Annotated in this window: 16 protein-coding genes, 1 tRNA gene and 1 riboswitch; of the genes, 4 read left to right on the forward strand and 13 right to left on the reverse strand. The window is 70.6% G+C overall.

All coding sequences use genetic code 11. From position 1 onward, the window contains the following. Positions 1-76: 76 nt before the first annotated feature. The 6 genes from ACZ5VD_RS07200 to ACZ5VD_RS07225 form a co-directional block, all read right to left on the reverse strand. Positions 77-880, reverse strand: a complete 804-nt coding sequence (locus ACZ5VD_RS07200; protein ID WP_468548393.1) for an amino acid ABC transporter ATP-binding protein — start codon at positions 878-880, stop codon at positions 77-79. After that, a complete protein-coding gene (locus ACZ5VD_RS07205; RefSeq protein WP_468548392.1) occupies positions 877-1,860 on the reverse strand; it encodes an amino acid ABC transporter permease in 984 nt (327 codons plus the stop codon). The genes ACZ5VD_RS07200 and ACZ5VD_RS07205 overlap by 4 nt, the downstream gene beginning before the upstream one ends. Before the next feature lie 356 nt (positions 1,861-2,216). After that, positions 2,217-2,326: riboswitch (SAM riboswitch) on the reverse strand. Between the two features lie 67 nt (positions 2,327-2,393). After that, positions 2,394-3,260, reverse strand: coding sequence for a glutathione S-transferase C-terminal domain-containing protein (locus ACZ5VD_RS07210; protein WP_468681281.1), 867 nt, complete (start codon positions 3,258-3,260; stop codon positions 2,394-2,396). A 103-nt stretch (positions 3,261-3,363) separates the two neighbouring features. Further along, positions 3,364-3,501 (reverse strand): putative leader peptide, encoded by a 138-nt coding sequence (locus ACZ5VD_RS07215; protein WP_468548390.1) that lies wholly within the window; start codon positions 3,499-3,501, stop codon positions 3,364-3,366. A gap of 176 nt (positions 3,502-3,677) precedes the next feature. Continuing rightward, entirely contained in the window at positions 3,678-5,528 is a 1,851-nt protein-coding gene (locus tag ACZ5VD_RS07220) for an ABC transporter ATP-binding protein (RefSeq protein WP_468681283.1), read from the reverse strand. A gap of 256 nt (positions 5,529-5,784) precedes the next feature. After that, a tRNA-Pro gene (locus tag ACZ5VD_RS07225) sits at positions 5,785-5,858 on the reverse strand. Here ACZ5VD_RS07225 and ACZ5VD_RS07230 point away from each other — a divergent pair. From ACZ5VD_RS07230 to ACZ5VD_RS07240, 3 genes are all read left to right on the forward strand, one after another. Next, positions 5,859-6,224: a hypothetical protein gene (locus ACZ5VD_RS07230; RefSeq protein WP_468681285.1), complete on the forward strand. Its 366-nt coding sequence runs from the start codon at positions 5,859-5,861 to the stop codon at positions 6,222-6,224. It begins immediately after the preceding tRNA gene. Positions 6,225-6,548: 324 nt separating this feature from the next. Continuing rightward, positions 6,549-7,169, forward strand: coding sequence for an ArsR/SmtB family transcription factor (locus ACZ5VD_RS07235; protein ID WP_468681287.1), 621 nt, complete (start codon positions 6,549-6,551; stop codon positions 7,167-7,169). Then, on the forward strand, positions 7,166-8,419 hold the full coding sequence (locus ACZ5VD_RS07240) for an MFS transporter (RefSeq protein ID WP_468681289.1): 1,254 nt from the start codon (positions 7,166-7,168) through the stop codon (positions 8,417-8,419). The genes ACZ5VD_RS07235 and ACZ5VD_RS07240 overlap by 4 nt, the downstream gene beginning before the upstream one ends. A gap of 272 nt (positions 8,420-8,691) precedes the next feature. On the opposite strand, the gene ACZ5VD_RS07245 is transcribed toward ACZ5VD_RS07240, so the two are convergent. The 6 genes from ACZ5VD_RS07245 to ACZ5VD_RS07270 all read right to left on the reverse strand — a co-directional run bounded on the left by ACZ5VD_RS07245 (position 8,692) and on the right by ACZ5VD_RS07270 (position 14,349). Next, the gene (locus ACZ5VD_RS07245) at positions 8,692-10,023 is read right to left on the reverse strand and encodes an MFS transporter (RefSeq protein WP_468681291.1); all 1,332 of its coding nucleotides are present in this window, start codon (positions 10,021-10,023) and stop codon (positions 8,692-8,694) included. Positions 10,024-10,140: 117 nt separating this feature from the next. Beyond that, entirely contained in the window at positions 10,141-11,091 is a 951-nt protein-coding gene (locus ACZ5VD_RS07250; protein WP_468548384.1) for a catechol 2,3-dioxygenase, read from the reverse strand. Then, positions 11,088-12,200 carry a 4-oxalomesaconate tautomerase gene (locus tag ACZ5VD_RS07255; protein WP_468681293.1) on the reverse strand — a complete coding sequence of 371 codons (1,113 nt, stop codon included), beginning with the start codon at positions 12,198-12,200 and terminating at the stop codon, positions 11,088-11,090. The genes ACZ5VD_RS07250 and ACZ5VD_RS07255 overlap by 4 nt, the downstream gene beginning before the upstream one ends. After that, positions 12,197-12,901 (reverse strand): 4-carboxy-4-hydroxy-2-oxoadipate aldolase/oxaloacetate decarboxylase, encoded by a 705-nt coding sequence (locus tag ACZ5VD_RS07260; protein ID WP_468681294.1) that lies wholly within the window; start codon positions 12,899-12,901, stop codon positions 12,197-12,199. Before ACZ5VD_RS07260 ends, ACZ5VD_RS07255 begins: the two co-directional genes overlap by 4 nt. Further along, positions 12,898-13,650, reverse strand: coding sequence for a PIG-L deacetylase family protein (locus ACZ5VD_RS07265; protein WP_468548381.1), 753 nt, complete (start codon positions 13,648-13,650; stop codon positions 12,898-12,900). The genes ACZ5VD_RS07260 and ACZ5VD_RS07265 overlap by 4 nt, the downstream gene beginning before the upstream one ends. Positions 13,651-13,698: 48 nt before the next feature. Next, a complete protein-coding gene (locus ACZ5VD_RS07270) occupies positions 13,699-14,349 on the reverse strand; it encodes a GntR family transcriptional regulator (protein WP_468681297.1) in 651 nt (216 codons plus the stop codon). 453 nt (positions 14,350-14,802) lie between these two features. On the opposite strand from ACZ5VD_RS07270, the gene ACZ5VD_RS07275 reads away from it, so the two are divergent. Then, entirely contained in the window at positions 14,803-16,284 is a 1,482-nt protein-coding gene (locus ACZ5VD_RS07275) for an MFS transporter (RefSeq protein ID WP_468548379.1), read from the forward strand. 70 nt (positions 16,285-16,354) lie between these two features. Here the strand turns inward: ACZ5VD_RS07275 and ACZ5VD_RS07280 are convergent, their stop codons facing one another. Further along, positions 16,355-16,867: a hypothetical protein gene (locus ACZ5VD_RS07280; protein WP_468681299.1), complete on the reverse strand. Its 513-nt coding sequence runs from the start codon at positions 16,865-16,867 to the stop codon at positions 16,355-16,357. Between the last annotated feature and the right edge of the window lie 36 nt (positions 16,868-16,903).

A 16,903-nucleotide genomic window follows, 5' to 3' on the forward strand; every position in this document is an offset into this window, starting at 1 on the left:
CGGGGTCGGGGTACGGCGCGGACGGAGTGGGTCGGGAAGCGGGGTCGGGGAGCCGGGGGTCGGGGGCACGGGAAGGTCAGAGCACCTTGCTCAGGAAGTCCCTGGTGCGCTCGTGCCGGGGCCGGTCGAGGACCTCGGAGGGCGGGCCCTGTTCGACGATGCGGCCCTCGTCGATGAAGACGACCTGGTCGGCGATCTCGCGGGCGAACCCCACCTCGTGGGTGACGATCACGAGGGTGGTGCCGCTCGTCGCCAGGTTCTTGATGACGGCGAGGACCTCGCCGACGAGTTCGGGGTCGAGGGCGGAGGTCGGTTCGTCGAAGAGGATGACTCCGGGGCGCAGCGCCAAAGCGCGGGCGATGGCCACGCGTTGCTGCTGGCCGCCCGACAACTGCCGTGGGTAGGCGTGGGTCCTGTCGGCCAGGCCGACCCGGTCGAGGAGTTCGCGGGCCAGTTCCCGCGCCTCGGGCTTGACGAGTCTGCCGGTCGCCACCGGGGCGGCGGCCACGTTGTCGAGCACGGTGAGGTGCGGGAAGAGGTTGAAGTTCTGGAAGACGAAGCCGATACGGCTGCGCTGGGTCAGGATGGCCCGCTCGCTCAGCTCCTTCAGCCGGTCGCCCTGCCGGCGTACGCCGATCAGCTCGCCGTTGACGCTGACGTAGCCGATCTCCGGCTTCTCCAGGTGGTTGACGACCCGCAGCAGGGTGGACTTGCCGGAGCCTGACGGGCCGAGGATCACCGTGACCTCGCCGGGCCGCACCGTCAGGTCGACGCCGTCCAGGACGCGGTGGGTGCCGTACCACTTGTGCACGTCGTGCACCTCGACGGCGGCGGCCTCGGTCGTGGCCCCGATCTCGGTCGTGATCGTTTCGGCGGTCATACGGCGGTCTCCCTGCGGATGCGGGCGCGCAGATCGGTGAGACCGGTCCGCAGTTTCTGCAACGGGGTCGGCGGCAGGTTGCGGGTGGCGCCCCGGGCGTAGTGCCGCTCGACGTAGAACTGGATGACGGACACGACGCTGGTGAGGATCAGGTACCAGACGGTGACGACCAGGAGCAGCGGCACGATGTCGCCCGGGTACGTCGACCCCATGGCCTGCGCGGTGCCGAACAGGTCGAGCAGGGACACGTAGAAGACCAGCGAGGTGCTCTTGACGAGGCCGATGAGCTGGTTGACGTAGTTCGGGGTGATGGAGCGCAGCGCCTGCGGGAAGACGATCTTCCGGAACTGGTAGTTCTTCGGCAGGCCGAGTGCGGAGGCCGCCTCGTGCTGGCCCTGGTCGACGGAGAGGATGCCGCCGCGGACGACTTCGGCCGCGTAGGCCGCCTCGTTGAGGCTGAGACCGATGACGGCGACGGCCATGTCGGTGGCGAGCCGGGACTCGTCGAAGGTGAAGAAGGCCGGCCCGAAGGGGACGCCCACGCTGAGCGTCTTGTAGAGGGCGCTGAAGTTGTAGAGGAACAGTAGGACGACGATCAGCGGGATGGAGCGCAGTGCCCAGACGTAGGTCCAGCTGACCGCGCGCAGCACCGGGCTGCGGGAGAGCCGGGCGAGGGCCAGCAAGATGCCGCCGAGGAGGCCCAACACCGCGCTGTAGGCAGTGACTTCGAGGGTGATGAGCAGTCCGTCGAGGATGGTGGGGCGCAGGAACCAGTAGCCGAAGCGGTCCCACTGGTAGAAGGGGTTGGTCACCAGTCCGTGGACGAACTGGGCCGCCAGGACCAGCACGGCGGCGGTGGCGATCCAGCGGCCGGGGCGCCGCAGGGGCAGAACTCGCTGGGCGGCGAGCTGTTTTGACGGTGCGTCGACGGGCGGGGGCGCCTCGGCGAGGGACACGGCGGTGCCTGGGGGTTCACTCATGGTGGGCTCCGGCAGGGTCGGATCCCCCGGACACGGCGGACACGCCGCCGCCACGACGGCCGCCGGACGGCGGGACGGGGCGGCTGCGGGCAACGCACGGGAACCGGGAGCTGGGCGGAGAACGGCACACCGCGCGGGCGGTGTTCGTCAGGAACGCGGGGGCTGGGGAGAGACGTCAGCCCCGACAGCGGGCACGGCCCGGTGCGGTACACAGTGCGCTGCTCACGCGGAGCAGGTCGACGGCCCGGTCGGCGACGAGCGGGCTCGCGCACGGCGGTACGCAGCCCTGAGGGCGGCGGATGGCCGTCCTGGGAGCTGCGTACATGTCCGTCACCCTGCTCTTCCGGCCCGAAGGGCCCTCGCGCTTACCGAAATTGTCATCCGGTCCGGTCGTCACCTGGGGCACCCCACCGCGTGCGAGGGTTGCCGGTCAGCAAGCCAGGGCCTGTCGCTGACACTCATGACCGTTCTGGCCGTCATTCAAGACAAACGCCGGGGCGCCTGTCAACGCCGGTCCACCCAGTGGGAACCGGCTACGCGCCCTGGGCGGCGTGCGCGGCCCAGTCGAGAATCTGCACGGCGGCCCCGGCGGCCTCCAGGCCCCGGCAGTGGGCGTGGTGGCGGCGGGCGATGCCGTCGAGGTCGAGGTGCGCGCCGAAGGCCGGGTGGGCGGCCAGGCGGCGGGCGTAGGCCCAGACGACGGGGTGGTCGGCGATGCGGTGCACCGCGGCGGCGTCCAGGTGGTGCCGGTGCACGGTGTCGAGCTGCACCAGGGTGACCCACAACTCGACGTCACCGGCGGTGATCTGATCCCGGATCAGATACTCCTGCCCGACGAGCCAGCGCTCCAGAGCGCCCAGGGTCTCCAGCAGCTTGCCGAGCGCCGCCTCGCGCTCGGCCGGCTCGGTGCCCGCGGCGCCCGCCCGCTGGGCGGCCTGCTCGATGCCTTGTGCGCACAGCCGCTCGACGGCCTCGATCTCCGACTCGGCCCCGCACGGATACAGCGCCGCACGGCCGCCGCCGAAGTGCCGGGCCAGGTCGCGGGTGATGTCGGGGGCGTGGGTGCTCACGATCCGCCCCGACCAGTCGTCGCTGAGCACCGGGCCGAGGGCGGCGCCGCGGTACCGGTGCACGCTCGCCTCGTAGAGCGGACGCAGCGCGGAGTGCCCTCCGTCGGGACAGTCCGGAACGACGTCCAGGAACGTGACGGGGCAGATGTCGTCGAGCCCGAGCAGACGGTGGGCCACCGCGATCCGAAGACCGTCGGGACAGGTGGGCGACAGGTGGAGGCGGTAGCGGCGGGGCACGGCGTAGTGCCCACTGCGCGCGTCGCGGCCGATCCTTCCCCGGAACGCCGGGGCCTGGGTGGAGGGGACAGGGGCGAGCGGCGTGACGGACATGGTTCTCCCCGGGGTGAGTGCGTGGACGTACGCGCGGCGGAAGCGACGTCGGGAGGGGCCCCGGCCCGAGCGGAGCCGACAACCGGGCGGGGCGCGGCCGGGTTCAGCCCAGTGGGCCGATCGCGCTGCAGACGCGCAGCAGATCGATGTGCCGGCGGGAGGTGAGAAGAGGGGAGGCGAGAGGGGTGGACGGCTCGGACGTACGGCTCACGCGGCTGGTGACCGGCCCAAGGCGCCCCATGTTTCCCTACCTGTTCACTAGGATTCCCTTATGGAGTGTCGGACGCGCTCCGGGCGGCGTCAAGAGGGTGTCCATGCTGTGGGCACGGAACGTGTGCGCGCGACCACGTCCGCCCCTCACCCTCCGCTCTCCCGGCCGTCGCCACTCCGGCGGCCCGGGCCCGAGGAGGCCCGTGGTCAGCGCAGGTCGGCCCGGTCCTCCACCGGCCGCTCCCCCGCTGTGTCGTCCTCCACCGGGCCGTCGTCGAGGAACCCGCCCGACTGGTGCTGCCAGAGCTTCGCGTAGGCGCCTTCCGAGGCGAGCAGTTCCTGGTGTGTGCCCTGCTCGACGATCCGTCCGCGGTCCAGGACGACGAGCCGGTCCATGCCGGCGACCGTGCTCAGCCGGTGCGCCACCACCAGTGCCGTCCGCCCCTCCATGAGCCGCCACAGCGCCTCCTGGACGAGGAGCTCGCTCTCGGAGTCGAGGGCGCTGGTGGCCTCGTCGAGCAGCAGGATCGGTGCGTCGCGCAGGATCGCGCGGGCGAGGGCGACCCGTTGGCGCTGCCCGCCGGAGAGTTTGATGCCGCGCTCGCCCACCATGGTGTCGAAGCCGTCGGGCAGGGCGTCGGCGAACTCCGTGACGTGCGCCGCCTCGGCAGCGCGGCGGATCTCCGCGGGGGTGGCGTCCGGCCGGGCGAACGCGATGTTGTCGCGCAGGGTGCGGTGGAACATCGCCGGGTCCTGCGGCACGTAGGCGATCAGGCCGCGCAGGTCGGCCTGGCGCATCCTGCTGATGTCCTGCCCCCCGATCAGGATCCGGCCCCCGTCGATGTCGGTCATCCGCAGCAGCAGTCGGCTGAGCGTGGTCTTGCCCCCGCCGGACCGGCCGACGAGGCCGATCTTCGCGCCGCCGGGCACGGCCAGGTCGAGGCCCTCGAAGAGCGGTTCCGCACCGGCGTGGGCGAAGTCGACCCGTTCGAAGCGGACCTCGGCGGCGCCCGGCAGCAGCGGTTCGGGCGAGTCCGGGTCGAGGACGGTGGGCGGCGCCAGCAGCAGTTCGGTGAACTGCGCGGCCTCCGTCATCGAGCTCTCCAGACGGCGGTAGATCTGGTTGAACTCGAACATGATCCGGGTGGCGTTGCTGTAGTAGGTGAACGCGACGACGACCGCCTCGACGCCGTGCTCACCGCCGCCGATGGTGACCGCGAGGAACAGGCCCAGCGCGTTGGTCAGGACGGACATCGGTGCGACCAGGGTGTCGATGCGCAGGTTGCCGTAGTCCCAGGACTTCAGGGTGAGCCGCCGGGAGAGCGCGACGCGGGACCGGTGCTCGGCGGCCTCGCGTTCCTCGGCGGCGAACGCCCGGACCGTGTCCATGTTCATCAGGCTGTCGGCGACATGGCCCGACACCCGGGCGATGGCCTCCTCGCGCTCGTCGACGAGGGCCTGCCGGCGGCGGATCAGGGGCACGACGCACAGTGCCGTGAGCGCGATCATCGCCAGGAGTCCGACCACCAGGAGCGGTTCGTAGCGCCACAGCACCACCGAGCCGAACAGCAACGGCACGAAGGAGCCCACGACCTGGAAGGTCAGGGTGTCGACGAACTCCTCGAAGCGGGAGGCGAAGCTGAGGACCCGCTTGGTCAGCGATCCGGCGAAGTTGTCGTGGAAGAACGCGGCGTCCTTGGCGAACAGCTCGTCCATGCCGATCACGTACAGGTGCTCGATGCCCAGGGCGTCCAGCCGGTTCAGGCAGTGCAGGCTGACGCGCCACAGTGCTTCCGAGAGCAGCAGGACGCCGGCGAAGCCGAGGAGATAGGGCAGTGTCGTGCCGACGGCGATATCGGCGTCGTCGGCGATGCGGCCGACGAGTTTCGCGACGACCAGCGGCGCGATGTAGTTGAGGCCGATGTTGCCCAGGGTGGTGAGGAGCATCGCGGGCATCGTGAGCCACCGGAGGCGGGCCAGTTCCCGTCCGTAGTAGCGCAGCGCGAGCCGCACGGAACCCTTGGTCCGGGGCACCTCACGCGATTCCGGCGATCCCATCCCCCACCCCGTGGTGTCGTCGTGCGGTGTCGTGGTCAGGCAGCCCGCCGCCTACCGCGGTGCGCGACGGTGTCCCGCGCCTCGCGCGCCGAGGTCCGCGAACGGGCGGGCGGGAAACCGAAGTGTCCCGCGACGGCGACCGCCGGGTCCAAGCGTTTTTCTCGGCCACGCGACGGCCCGAAGGACGCGGGGCGGGGCCCTCACCACGCGAAGAAGGGCCCCCACCGGCTCTCGCCGGTGAAGACCCTTCACACCGTCGGGACGACAGGATTTGAACCTGCGACCCCTTGACCCCCAGTCAAGTGCGCTACCAAGCTGCGCCACGTCCCGGTGCGCTCGCACGGTTGCTCGTGTGAGCGCGCGGGTCAACCCTACCCCATCCGGGCGGTCCGCCCGGCTGCGCGCAGGTCAGCCGCGGGCGCCGGGGAGCGCGCCTGCGGAGTCAGCATCCCCACCGAACCGCGGCGGATCTTCCACCGCCCGCTCGACGCCAAGGAGCGCTGGGCCATTGCCCGCGGGCTACTCCACGACGACTCCTTCGAGACCAAAGACCGCGTCGCGGGGCTGATGGTCCTGCTCTATGGCCAGTTCCCTGCAACGGCCTGTCGGCTGACCACCGCGCACGTCATCCAGGACGAGAACGGCGTCGCACTCCGCCTCGACAAAAACGCCGCTGAGGCTGCCACCGCCCCTTGACGGCCTAGCCCTCCAGCTCGTCGACATCGCAAACGATCATCAACGCACCGTGATGTCGAACGGCCTCAACGCACCCTGGCTCTTCACGACTCTGCGGCCCGGCAAGCCACTGGGCAGCAAGCAACTCAGCCGCCGCCTCCGCAAGATCGGACTCCCTGCCGAAGCCGGACGATGCGCAGCCCTGCTCGATCTCTGCACACAGATGCCACCGGCCGTCCTCCAACGCCTTCTCGGCATCAGCCCGTCAGCCGCCGAACGGTGGGCCGCCGGGGCCGTCAGGACCGCCTACGCGGCCGAGGCGGCCCGCCGATCCTGAGAAGCCATGTGAAGAGCATTGAGAAGAAGTCTTTGCATAGATATCTTCTCGTCATGCCTGAATCGCGACCACGCCTGCTGTCTGACATCGACGCGCTCAAGGCCCTCGCCCACCCGCTGCGCCAACAACTGGTGACCTGGCTTCAGCGCCATGGTCCGGCTACCTCCGCCGACCTGGCCGCCGAGTTCGGTGAGGACCGCGGCGCGACCAGCTATCACCTGCGGCAACTGGCCCGGTTCGGGTTCATCGAAGAGGACACGGACCGCTCATCCGGGCGTCGCAAGTACTGGCGAGCCATCCCCCAGGACGTGCGGCTGCCGCGCCGCCCGACGGAACCCGAGGTTGCTCTCGCCGCCGAGGAAATCCACCGGCAATGGATGGACCGTGCTGATCGCGACCTGACCGCCTACCTGTCCCACAGAGAAACGTTTGGCGAGTTTGCGGCGAGCGCCATGCACTCCTTCGGCAGCACCGTGCTCACCGCTGGGGAACTGGCCGAGTTCGGCGAGGAGTACATCGCCTTCCTCAAGCGCTGGGACCGGGATCCCAGTCAGGCGCCCCCCGGCAGTCGGCACATCTCCGTGGTGTTCCATGCCTTCCCCACCCCGGACAGCGGGGACGCATCGTGACCGCCCCGACCGCCGAAGAAACCACCGAACGACCCTCGTTATGGCGCAACCGCGAGTTCGTCGCTCTGTGGAGCGGTCAGGTCGTCTCGACCCTGGGCGCGCAGATCAGCGGGACGGCGATGCCGCTGCTTGTGCTTGCGACCACTGGATCACCCTCCGACGCCGGGATCGTCGGAGCCGCCGGCACGCTCCCCTTCCTCATCGCTCACCTGCCTGCCGGCGCGCTGGTGGACCGGTGGAACCGGCGCAGGATCCTGCTGATCAGCGAACTCGTCGCGGGACTGGCACTCTCCACCGTCCCGATTGCCCTGTGGTGGGGCAAACTCACGGTCACACACCTCGCCGTGACCGCCTTCGTGCAGGGCCTGTGCTTCGTCTTCTTCGGCCTGGCTGAGCGCGCCGCACTCCCGAAGATCGTCCCAGTCGCACTTCTGTCCACCGCAGTGGCCCACAACGAGGCCAGGAGCCGCGGTGCGGCTCTGGCCGGTCCTCCCCTGGGCGGCATGCTCTTCGGCATCGACCGCGCCATGCCGTTCCTGGCCGACGCGGTCTCCTACGTCGTTGCCTCCATCGGGCTGCTGTTCATCCGAAGCGACCTGCAGAACCAGACAAAGCCTCCATCGGAGCCTCTGTGGCAGGCGACCACCGCAGGTTTGCGCTGGGTCTGGCGCCACCCCCTCATCCGCGCAGCGATCCTGTTGATCGCCGTCAGCAACCTGGTCTTCCAGGCCCTCGTACTGATCCTGGTCGTCCTCGCCCAGCGCCAAGGCGCCACATCCATCACCATCGGGATGATGCTCGGCATCTACAGCGGTGGTGGTCTGATCGGCGCACTCGCGGCGAGCAGGCTCCATCGTCACTTCAAGCCCAAGACCGTCATCGTCGGCGTCAATTGGATCTGGGCCGCGCTTCTGCCTCTGTTCGCACTCACGTCGAGCCCTCTGCTGATCGGCGCCATCGGTGCAGCCACCGCGTTCATCGGACCGCTGTGGAATGTCGTGATCATCACCTACATAACCGTCCTGGTTCCCAACGAGCTACTGGGGCGTGTCACCAGCGCGGCCATGACCCTGTCCTGGGGGGTCATGCCGCTGGCCTCACTCGGTGCCGGATACCTGCTCACCACCATCGGACCCATCGGCTCCGTGTTCGTGCTGGCCACGGTGATGCTTGTTACCGCGGTCATCGCCACCGTCAGTCCGGCCGTCCGTCATGCCCCGCCGATCCCCGCGCACGACAAAGCGGCCTGACCTCGACCGCCAACTGCGGGAGCCCGCCACCCGGTGCCTGGCTCTATTCCGCACCCTCGAATATCCGAACCTGCCGATACAGCCGATACAGGGGACCTCGACACCCTTCGGAGAACGCCTCCGTACCGCCGAAGGCCGTGCCCGGACGTGCGCCGAGACCGGAAAGACGGTGGCGCACCTCTGGGACGAGGACCGGATGGGCAGGGACCGGCCGCCGGTCCCGTGTCCGTCACGGTGACCGGCGCCCGTCCTGACCCCCTGGGGCGGCCCGCTCAGCGGGCGCCGATCAGCTCCTGGTCGGCGCCGCTCCTCGGCGTCTGCCGGGCGCCGCGTACCGCGGCGATGCCGATGAAGACCATGGAGGAGAGGCCGGCGAGCGCGAAGGCGGTGAAGCCCCACTCGCCGTTGCCCGCGGCGAGGAGCTGGCCGCCGAGCCACGGGCCGAAGACGGCTCCGAAGCGGCCCATGCCGGAGGTCCAGCCGACGGCGGTGGCCCGGTTGTCCGGGTGGGAGCGGAGGGAGACCGTCGCGTAGATCATCGTCTGGGCGCTGTTGAGGAAGACACCGGTGAGGAAGACGACGATCATCGTCACGCCCATCGGCATGTGGACGCTGAGCAGGAAGACACCGGCGGCGGTCAGCGCGAACCAGATCGCCGAGATGCGCGGGGCGCCGAAGCGGTCCGCGGCCCGGCCGGCGACCAGCATGCCCACGATGCCGCCGAGGTTGAAGACGACGACGAAGGAGAGTGCGGAGCCCAGTTCGTAGCCCTCGGCGCGCATCAGGGTGGGCAGCCAGGTGGCGACGCCGTAGACGAGGAGGAGTCCGCCGAAGGAGGCGAGCCAGTACAGCACGGTCTGGGTCCACTCGCCGCCGCGGAAGAGGTGGGCCAGGTTGGTCCAGCGGTCGGCGGGGCCGGGCTTGCCGGACCTGGCGGCGGGCAGCTCGACGTCGTAGCGGGCGGCGAGTTCGCGGGCCTCCTCCGCGCGCCCCTTGGCGACCAGGAAGCTCAGCGACTCCGGCAGGAACCTGGCGAGCACCGGGGCGAAGAGCAGGGGCAGCACGCAGACCCAGAACGCGGCACGCCAGCCGACCGGGTCGATGAGCCACTTGGCCACGTAGGCGGAGAGGATGCCGCCCGCGTGGTGCGCGGTCATCAGCAGGCCGATGACGAGGGCGCCGCGCCCGCGCGGGGCGTAGTCGGACACCATGCTGATCGCGGTGGGCAGCAGGCCGCCGAGGCCGACGCCGGCCAGGGTCCGGCCGAGGCCGAAGACCGCGACGCCGTCGGCCATGGCGCACACGCCGGAGGCCAGCGAGAAGAGGGTCACGCAGGAGACCATCAGCTTCTTGCGGCCGATCCGGTCGGCGACCGTACCGGCCGTCAGGGCGCCGACCAGCATCCCGAAGGTGGCGTAACTGCCCAGGTCGCCGGCGGTGTCCGGGGTGAGGCCGAAGGTCTTCGTCTCCAGCAGGTGCGGCAGCACGGAGCCGTAGATGAACATGTCGAGGCCGTCGAAGAGCACGGCCAGCCAACACAGACCGACGACCAGCAGGGCCAGTCCGCTGCCGCGGGCGGGCAGGAGGGAGGGGGAGGAGGACATCCTTGTTTTCCTCTCGTGCGGGCGGGGTGCCCCGACGCTAGATACCCGCGACGATTCTCGTCAACGTTTTTGTCAACAATCTCATCGACAATGAATGCGCCGGGGCGGAAGCGGCCCCTACGCGACCGGTGGAGTCCCGTGCGTGTGGAAGGACTCGATGGTCTTCAGGCCCCAGGCCTGCCCCTTCTTCCGCTCCTCCTCGGTCCACGTGATCAGCGGCCAGTCCGGTGCCAGCACCAGTCGGGTGAGCGGGTTGCACAGCTCGATCCGGTTCCCACCGGGCTCGTAGACATAGAGGAAGAACGTCTGCTGGATGGCGTGCTTGTGGGGACCGGTCTCGATGAACACCCCGCTGTCGATGGCGAGATCGGCCGCGCGCAGGATGTCCTCACGGGTGTCGGTCGCGAAGGCGATGTGGTGCAGCCGCCCTTCGCTGCCGGTCCAGTCCGAGGTGTAGACGACGTCGTACGACTTGTTCGTGTACGTCAGCCAGCGCGCCGCGATCTTCCCCGTGTCGAGCCGGATCTGCTCGGTGGGCCGGGCGCCGAGGACGTTCTGCTGGAACTCGGCGTTGGCGAGCACGTCGGCGGCGAGGAAGTTGACGTGGTCCAGGCGCCGCACCCCCACGCCCCGGTTGGGCTTGGCCTGCGGCTGGTTCTTCAGCGCCGGCTTCAGCTCGTCGGGCGCCCGGTAGTACTCGCTCTCCCAGTACAGGGCGTGTTCGTGGCCGTCCGGGTCGGTGGTGACGTACAGCTTGCCGAGACCGGGTTCGTCCTCGACCCACCTGCCGGTGCCGCCCGCCTCCTCGACCGCGTCGATCCGGCGACGCAGGGCCTCCTCACTGGAGGTGCGCAGGGCGAGCCGGCCGAGGCCGGGCCGCTCGCGGGCGGTGAGGACCAGGCTGTGGTGCTCGTAGTCGTCGTAGGTCCTCAGGTAGACCGTGTCGCCGTCCTGCCCGTTGAGGGTGAGTCCGAGGTAGTCGGTGAAGAAGGCGACGCTGGCGTCCAGGTCCGGCGTGAACAGCTGGGTGTGGCCGATGTGGGCGATGTCGCCGAGCGGCGGAGTCATCGTTGACCTCCTCGGGTCTGCGGGGGAATGGGCGCCGTCCCGGCGGGCCGGGGGAAGACGGTCCCGTCGAAGATCTTGCGGGCCGTGCGGACCACGGCGGTGCGGCGGGCGACGGGCGGGCCGTCGAAGGCGGCGGCGATGCCGCTCTCGATGTCGAGGAACCCGGTGGGGTGTTCTATGCGCACCCGGTCGCCCTCGGCGGCGAGGTCCGCGAGGTCCGCGCCCACGCCGCCTTCGATGCGCAGACCGGCGGCCACACTGGCCGCGCCCAGCACACCGATCGAGGTGTGGCAGCGCACGGGGATGAAGGTGCGGGTGGTGACCGCGCCGCCGTCCCTGGGCGGGGCCAGCAGCGTCAGCTTGGGCACGGTGGTGTTCGAGACATCACCCAGGCCCATCAACCGGCCCGCCTCCAGACGGATCGCGCAGAGCCGGTCGGCGAGTGCCGCGTCCGCCTCCAGGCCCTCGGGCGACTCGTAGCCGGTGACCTTGAGGGAGGCGGCCTCGACGAGGACCGTCGGCATGCCGTTGTCCACACAGGTCACCGGTACGCCGTCGATCTCGTCCCGGACCCTGCCGGTGGGCAGCAGCGGGTTCGTGCCCGGCGGGAACTCGATCACCACGGGCGCGGCCGTCCCCGGTACGCCCGAGATCTCGGCGTCCCCGGTGTAGTCGACCCGGCCGCCGGGAGTGGGGAAGGTCGCCGTCGCGTGGTCGCCGGTGTTGACCATGCGGATCCGGACCGAGGTCTCCCGCTCCCCCGCCGGGACCAGCCCGCGCTCCACGGCGAACGGTCCGATGCCGGCGAGGATGTTCCCGCAGTTCTGACGGTCGCTCACCTCGGGCCGGTCGACGCCGACCTGGAGGAACAGATAGTCGACGTCGGCCCGCGGATCCGCGGAGGGCGAGACCACGGCCACCTTGCTGGTGAGCGGGTGCCCGCCGCCCAGGCCGTCGATCTGGCGCTCGTCCGGACTGCCCATGATCCGCAGCAACAGCGCGTCGCGCAGGGCCGGTTCGGCGGGCAGGTCGGCGGCGAGGAAGTAGGCGCCCTTGGAGGTGCCGCCCCGCATCAGCAGACAGGGCACCTCCTCGGGCCCGGAGGTCACGACCGCTCCCCCGTGTACTCCTCGTACGTCTGGTACCGGACGTCGAGCCGGGTGAGCGTCTCCCTCAACCCGTAGCGGTCCAGGCCGAGTTGGCCCTCGATGAAGGCGGCGCGGGTGGCGGCCTCCTTGGCCTCGCGGGCCCTGGACCTCTCCACCGTCTCGCGGGCGCGCTCCCGGGGTACGACCACGACGCCGTCGTCGTCGGCGAGGATCACGTCGCCGGGGCGGATCACCTGACCGTCGATCGCCACGGGGACGTTGACCGAACCGCCGGTGGCCTTGACCGTGCCCTGCGAGGAGACGGCCCGGGACCAGGCGGCGAAGCCCATGTCCCGCAGCTCCTGGGTGTCGCGGATGCCCGTGTTCATGATGACGCCGCGCACGCCACGCGTCTGAAGGGCGGTCGCGAACAGCTCGCCGAACAGGCCGTCCGTGCACGGCGAGGTGGTGGTGACGACCAGGATGTCGCCCTCGCCGCACTGCTCGACGGCGGCGTGGATCATGAGGTTGTCACCGGGCCAGCCCAGCACGGTGACCGCGGTGCCGGCGACCCGTACGCCCTGCTGGACCGGGCGGATCCCCGGCCCGAGCAGACCGGTGCGGCCCATGGCCTCGCTGACGGTGGCCACGCCGTACCCCGCGAGGTCGTCGACGTCCTTCGCGTCGGCCTTCGGCGGGTTGGTGACGATGACGCCGCTCATGCCAGCTCCTTCGCGATCTGCGGGTACGGACGCATGTACGCCTCGGCCATGGTCCGGTGGGGCAGGCCCAGGTTCGGGCCGGCGTTCCGCTTCAGCTGGACGCCCCGGCGGACGGCGAGGTCGCTGTAGTAGTCCCAGAGGTGCTGCTGGGCGCCGAGGCACTCCATGGCCTGGCGCTTGGTGTCCCAGACCTCGGTGATGTCGAGCAGGACCTCGGGCTTGAAGCCGCTCATCTCGGGCTGGTGCGGCTCGAAGCAGAAGACCGGCGGAGCGCCGATGATCTCGCCCTCGCCCGGGTAGCCGATGGCCTGGGCGAGGATCCGGGCCTCCAGGGCCATCCGGTGGGCGGCGGGGTGGTCGCCGTTGTACGGGTCCTCGGCGGGGTGGGTGAGCACGACGTCGGGCTGGGTGTCGCGGTAGAGCTCGACGAGCCGGTCGGTGAGTTCGGGGGTGACGAGCAGCGGGTAGTCGCCGGCGTCGAAGAAGAGGACCTCGGCGCCGAGGGTGGCGGCGGCGCGCTCGGCCTCGTCCCGGCGGATCGCCTTGATCTCGTCGAGCGTGCGGCCCTCGCGCCAGGCCTTGGCGGACTCGCCCCGCTCCCCGAAGGTCAGGCAGGCGATGGTGACCTTCTCCCCGCGGGCGGCGGACAGGGCGATGGCTCCGCCCGCCCGCCACACGAAGTCCCCGGCGTGGGCCGTGACGACGAGGGTCGATCGTGGGGTGGCGGGCGCGGCGCCTGGGTGCGTCATTGCTCGGATCTCCTTGGGGGTGACAGATGTGCGCCCGCCTCGTGCGGATCAGTCGCGCAGCGCCTCGATCACGCTGGTGAGGTGGGCGCGGACGGCCGTCTCGGCCGCCTGCGGGTCCCTGGCCCTGATCGCCTCGATCATCGCCAGATGCTCGCCCAGGGACTGCTGCGGGCGTCCCGGCCGCAGCGCCAACTGGAACCGGTGGCGCACCAGTTGGGCGTTGAGCCGCTCCAGGAGTTCCAGGGCCGTCTGCTGGCCGGAGAACTCCCGGATCCTGGTGTGCAGTTCGTGGTTGAGGTCGGAGTAGGTCACCGGCTCGCCGTCGGCCACGGCCTTGGTCATCGCCGTGCCCAGGTCCGTCAGTTCAGCCAGCTGTTCGTCGCTGGCCGCGACCGCCGCCTTCGCCGCGCACAGCCCTTCGAGGGCCATGCGGCACTCGGTGATGGCGACCGCCTCGTCCGCGCCCACCACCCGCACCCGCGAGCCGCGGTTGCGGATCCGCTCGACGAGTCCCTGGGACTCCAGATCGATCAGCGCCGCACGGATGCTGGCCCGTGTCACACCGAACTGCTCGGCGAGCTCGTTCTCCACCAGCCGCTGCGCCGGTGCCATCTCGCCGTGCAGGATCGCCTGCCGCAGCTGCGTGAACGCATGCTGTTTGGCCTGCTCTCCGGTGCTCGGACGGGCTTCCTTCGGCATCGTTGCCCTCCCTGAGTGAGTGCCTGTCGAACCTAAAACCAGCCAAACAAGATTGTCAACAATTTTGTCCGCTGCATTGCAGGCACGGATTTCCCCCAAGGATGCCCGACCGGCACCACGGAAGGCCGTCGGCGGGTGGCGCGGCCGGGACCGCGGCGGGTACGGATGAGGGCGGGGCCCTCCTGGTCCACCGCGCACCGCAGCCGGGAGACCGGCTTCTCGACGGAGCGGCCGTCGCGGTGGACCGGTCGATCGGGGCCCACACCCCCGTGAGGCATCGCCGAGGCACCCCGCGAGGCACCCCCGCCCGTGCGTGGCGCTCGCCACACGCCGATTCCACTTGCTTAAGTCAATCAATTGAGATTAGCTTGAGTAAGTCAAGCAATACGGCGTGTACCTAACCCGCCCGAACCCGCCCCACCCCCCTTTTTTCCTTCGACGGAGGCCCCTGCCATGTCCGACGCCCTTGCCCGACCCGCCGTAGCGGGGACATCCGCGCCGCCGAGGTCGAACGCCGTCGTGGCGGTACTGGCCTTCGCCGGAATCGTCGTCGCGCTGATGCAGACGCTCGTCATCCCGATCGTCCCCGAGCTGCCGAAGCTTCTCGACGCCTCCGCGTCGAACACCGCCTGGGCGGTCACCGCCACCCTGCTCGCCGCCGCCGTCGCCACCCCGGTGGTCGGCCGCCTCGGCGACATGTACGGCAAGCGCCGCATGCTCCTGGTGAGCATCGTCCTGCTGATCTCCGGCTCGGTCGTCTGCGCGCTCAGCGACTCCGTGATCCCGATGATCGCCGGACGCGCCCTGCAGGGCCTGGCCGCCGGTGTCATCCCGCTCGGCATCAGCATCATGCGCGACGTACTGCCCGCCGAACGGCTCGCCGGTTCGACCGCCATGATGAGCGCCTCGCTCGGGGTGGGCGGTGCCCTCGGCCTGCCCTCCGCCGCCTTCATCGCCGACAACTGGGACTGGCACCTCCTCTTCTGGACCTCCGCCGCCCTCGGCGCCGTCTCCTTCCTGCTCGTGCTGCTGATCGTGCCCGAGTCCGCGGTACGGGCCGGTGGCCGCTTCGACCTGGTCGGCTCGCTGGGCCTGTCGGCCGGACTGGTGACCCTGCTGCTGGCCGTCTCCAAGGGCGGCGACTGGGGCTGGACCAGCGCCACCACCCTGGGCCTCGGCATCGCCTCGGTCGTGATCCTGCTCGCCTGGGGCCGGTACGAGCTGCGCAGCGGCCAGCCCCTGGTCGACCTGCGCACCACCGCCCGTCCCACGGTGCTGTTCACCAACCTCGCGTCCATCGCGCTCGGCTTCTCGATGTTCGCGATGTCCCTGGTCCTGCCGCAGCTGCTCCAGCTGCCCGAGCAGACCGGCTACGGCCTCGGCCGGTCCATGCTCACCGTCGGCCTGGTGCTGGCCCCGCAGGGCCTGGTCATGATGGCCATGTCCGCGGTGTCCGCCGCCATCACCAAGGCCAAGGGCCCGAAGCTGACCCTCATGATCGGCGCACTGATCGTGGCGGCCGGATACGGCCTGAACATCGTGCTCATGTCGGAGGTCTGGCACCTCGTCCTGGTCTCCTGCGTCATCGGCGGCGGCATCGGCTTCACCTACGGCGCCCTGCCCGCCCTGATCATGGGCGCCGTCGACCCCACCCAGACCGGCGCCGCCAACAGCCTCAACACCCTGATGCGTTCCCTGGGCACCAGCTTCGCCAGCGCCATCGCCGGCGTCATCCTCGCCCAGATGACCACCGACTTCGGCGGCTCCGCACTGCCCTCGGAGAACGGCTTCAAGGTCGTCATGGCCCTCGGCGCCGGAGCAGCCCTCCTCGCCTTCCTGATCGCCACCTTCATCCCCAAGCCCCGCACCGCGCGGACCGCACCCGCCACCGACGGACCGGAGAGGACCACGGACGTCACCGCGGCCAAGGTCTGACCGCACCCACGAGAACCGAGACGGCCGCCACCCGGACGACGGGGGGCGGCCGACTTGTGTCTCGCACCCGCTACTTGATCACCGTGTTGGCCACGACCACGACCACGCCCAGCAGCGCGTCCACCACCCCGATGAACAGCGCCACGGCCCACGAGCGGTGCGAGAACCGGGCGGTGACCAGACCCAGCGTGAACAGCAGCACGATGTTCAGGGCGAACGCCGCGTACTCCACCCCGTCGGCCGGCCACCACCCCCAGCCCGCGCCCGCGAGGACGACCACGGTCGGCAGCACGGCCGCGACCAGGGGCCACTCGTCCACGAGGGCGCGCACGGCGTCCCAGCGGCGGTGCGGCGCGCGGTCGGCGATGAAGTGCGCGTAGCCGTGGGCGAGGGCGGAGGCCAGCGCGGTCACCAGGAGCCAGGCGGCGTCGTAGCGGCGGCTGCCCCGGGAGGTGTGGCCGTACTGGGTGAGGGCGGCGACCATGGAGCACGCCAGGACGGAGCCGTAGACACCGCCGAACAGGACGGCCTCGCGCATGTCGTGCCGGTGCGGCGCGGGGACGGCCGCCGTGGTGTCCGCCATGCCCCCACGATCACCCGGGCCCGGCGGCTCCGCCAG

It is taken from the genome of Streptomyces sp. NPDC032822, from assembly GCF_055578825.1.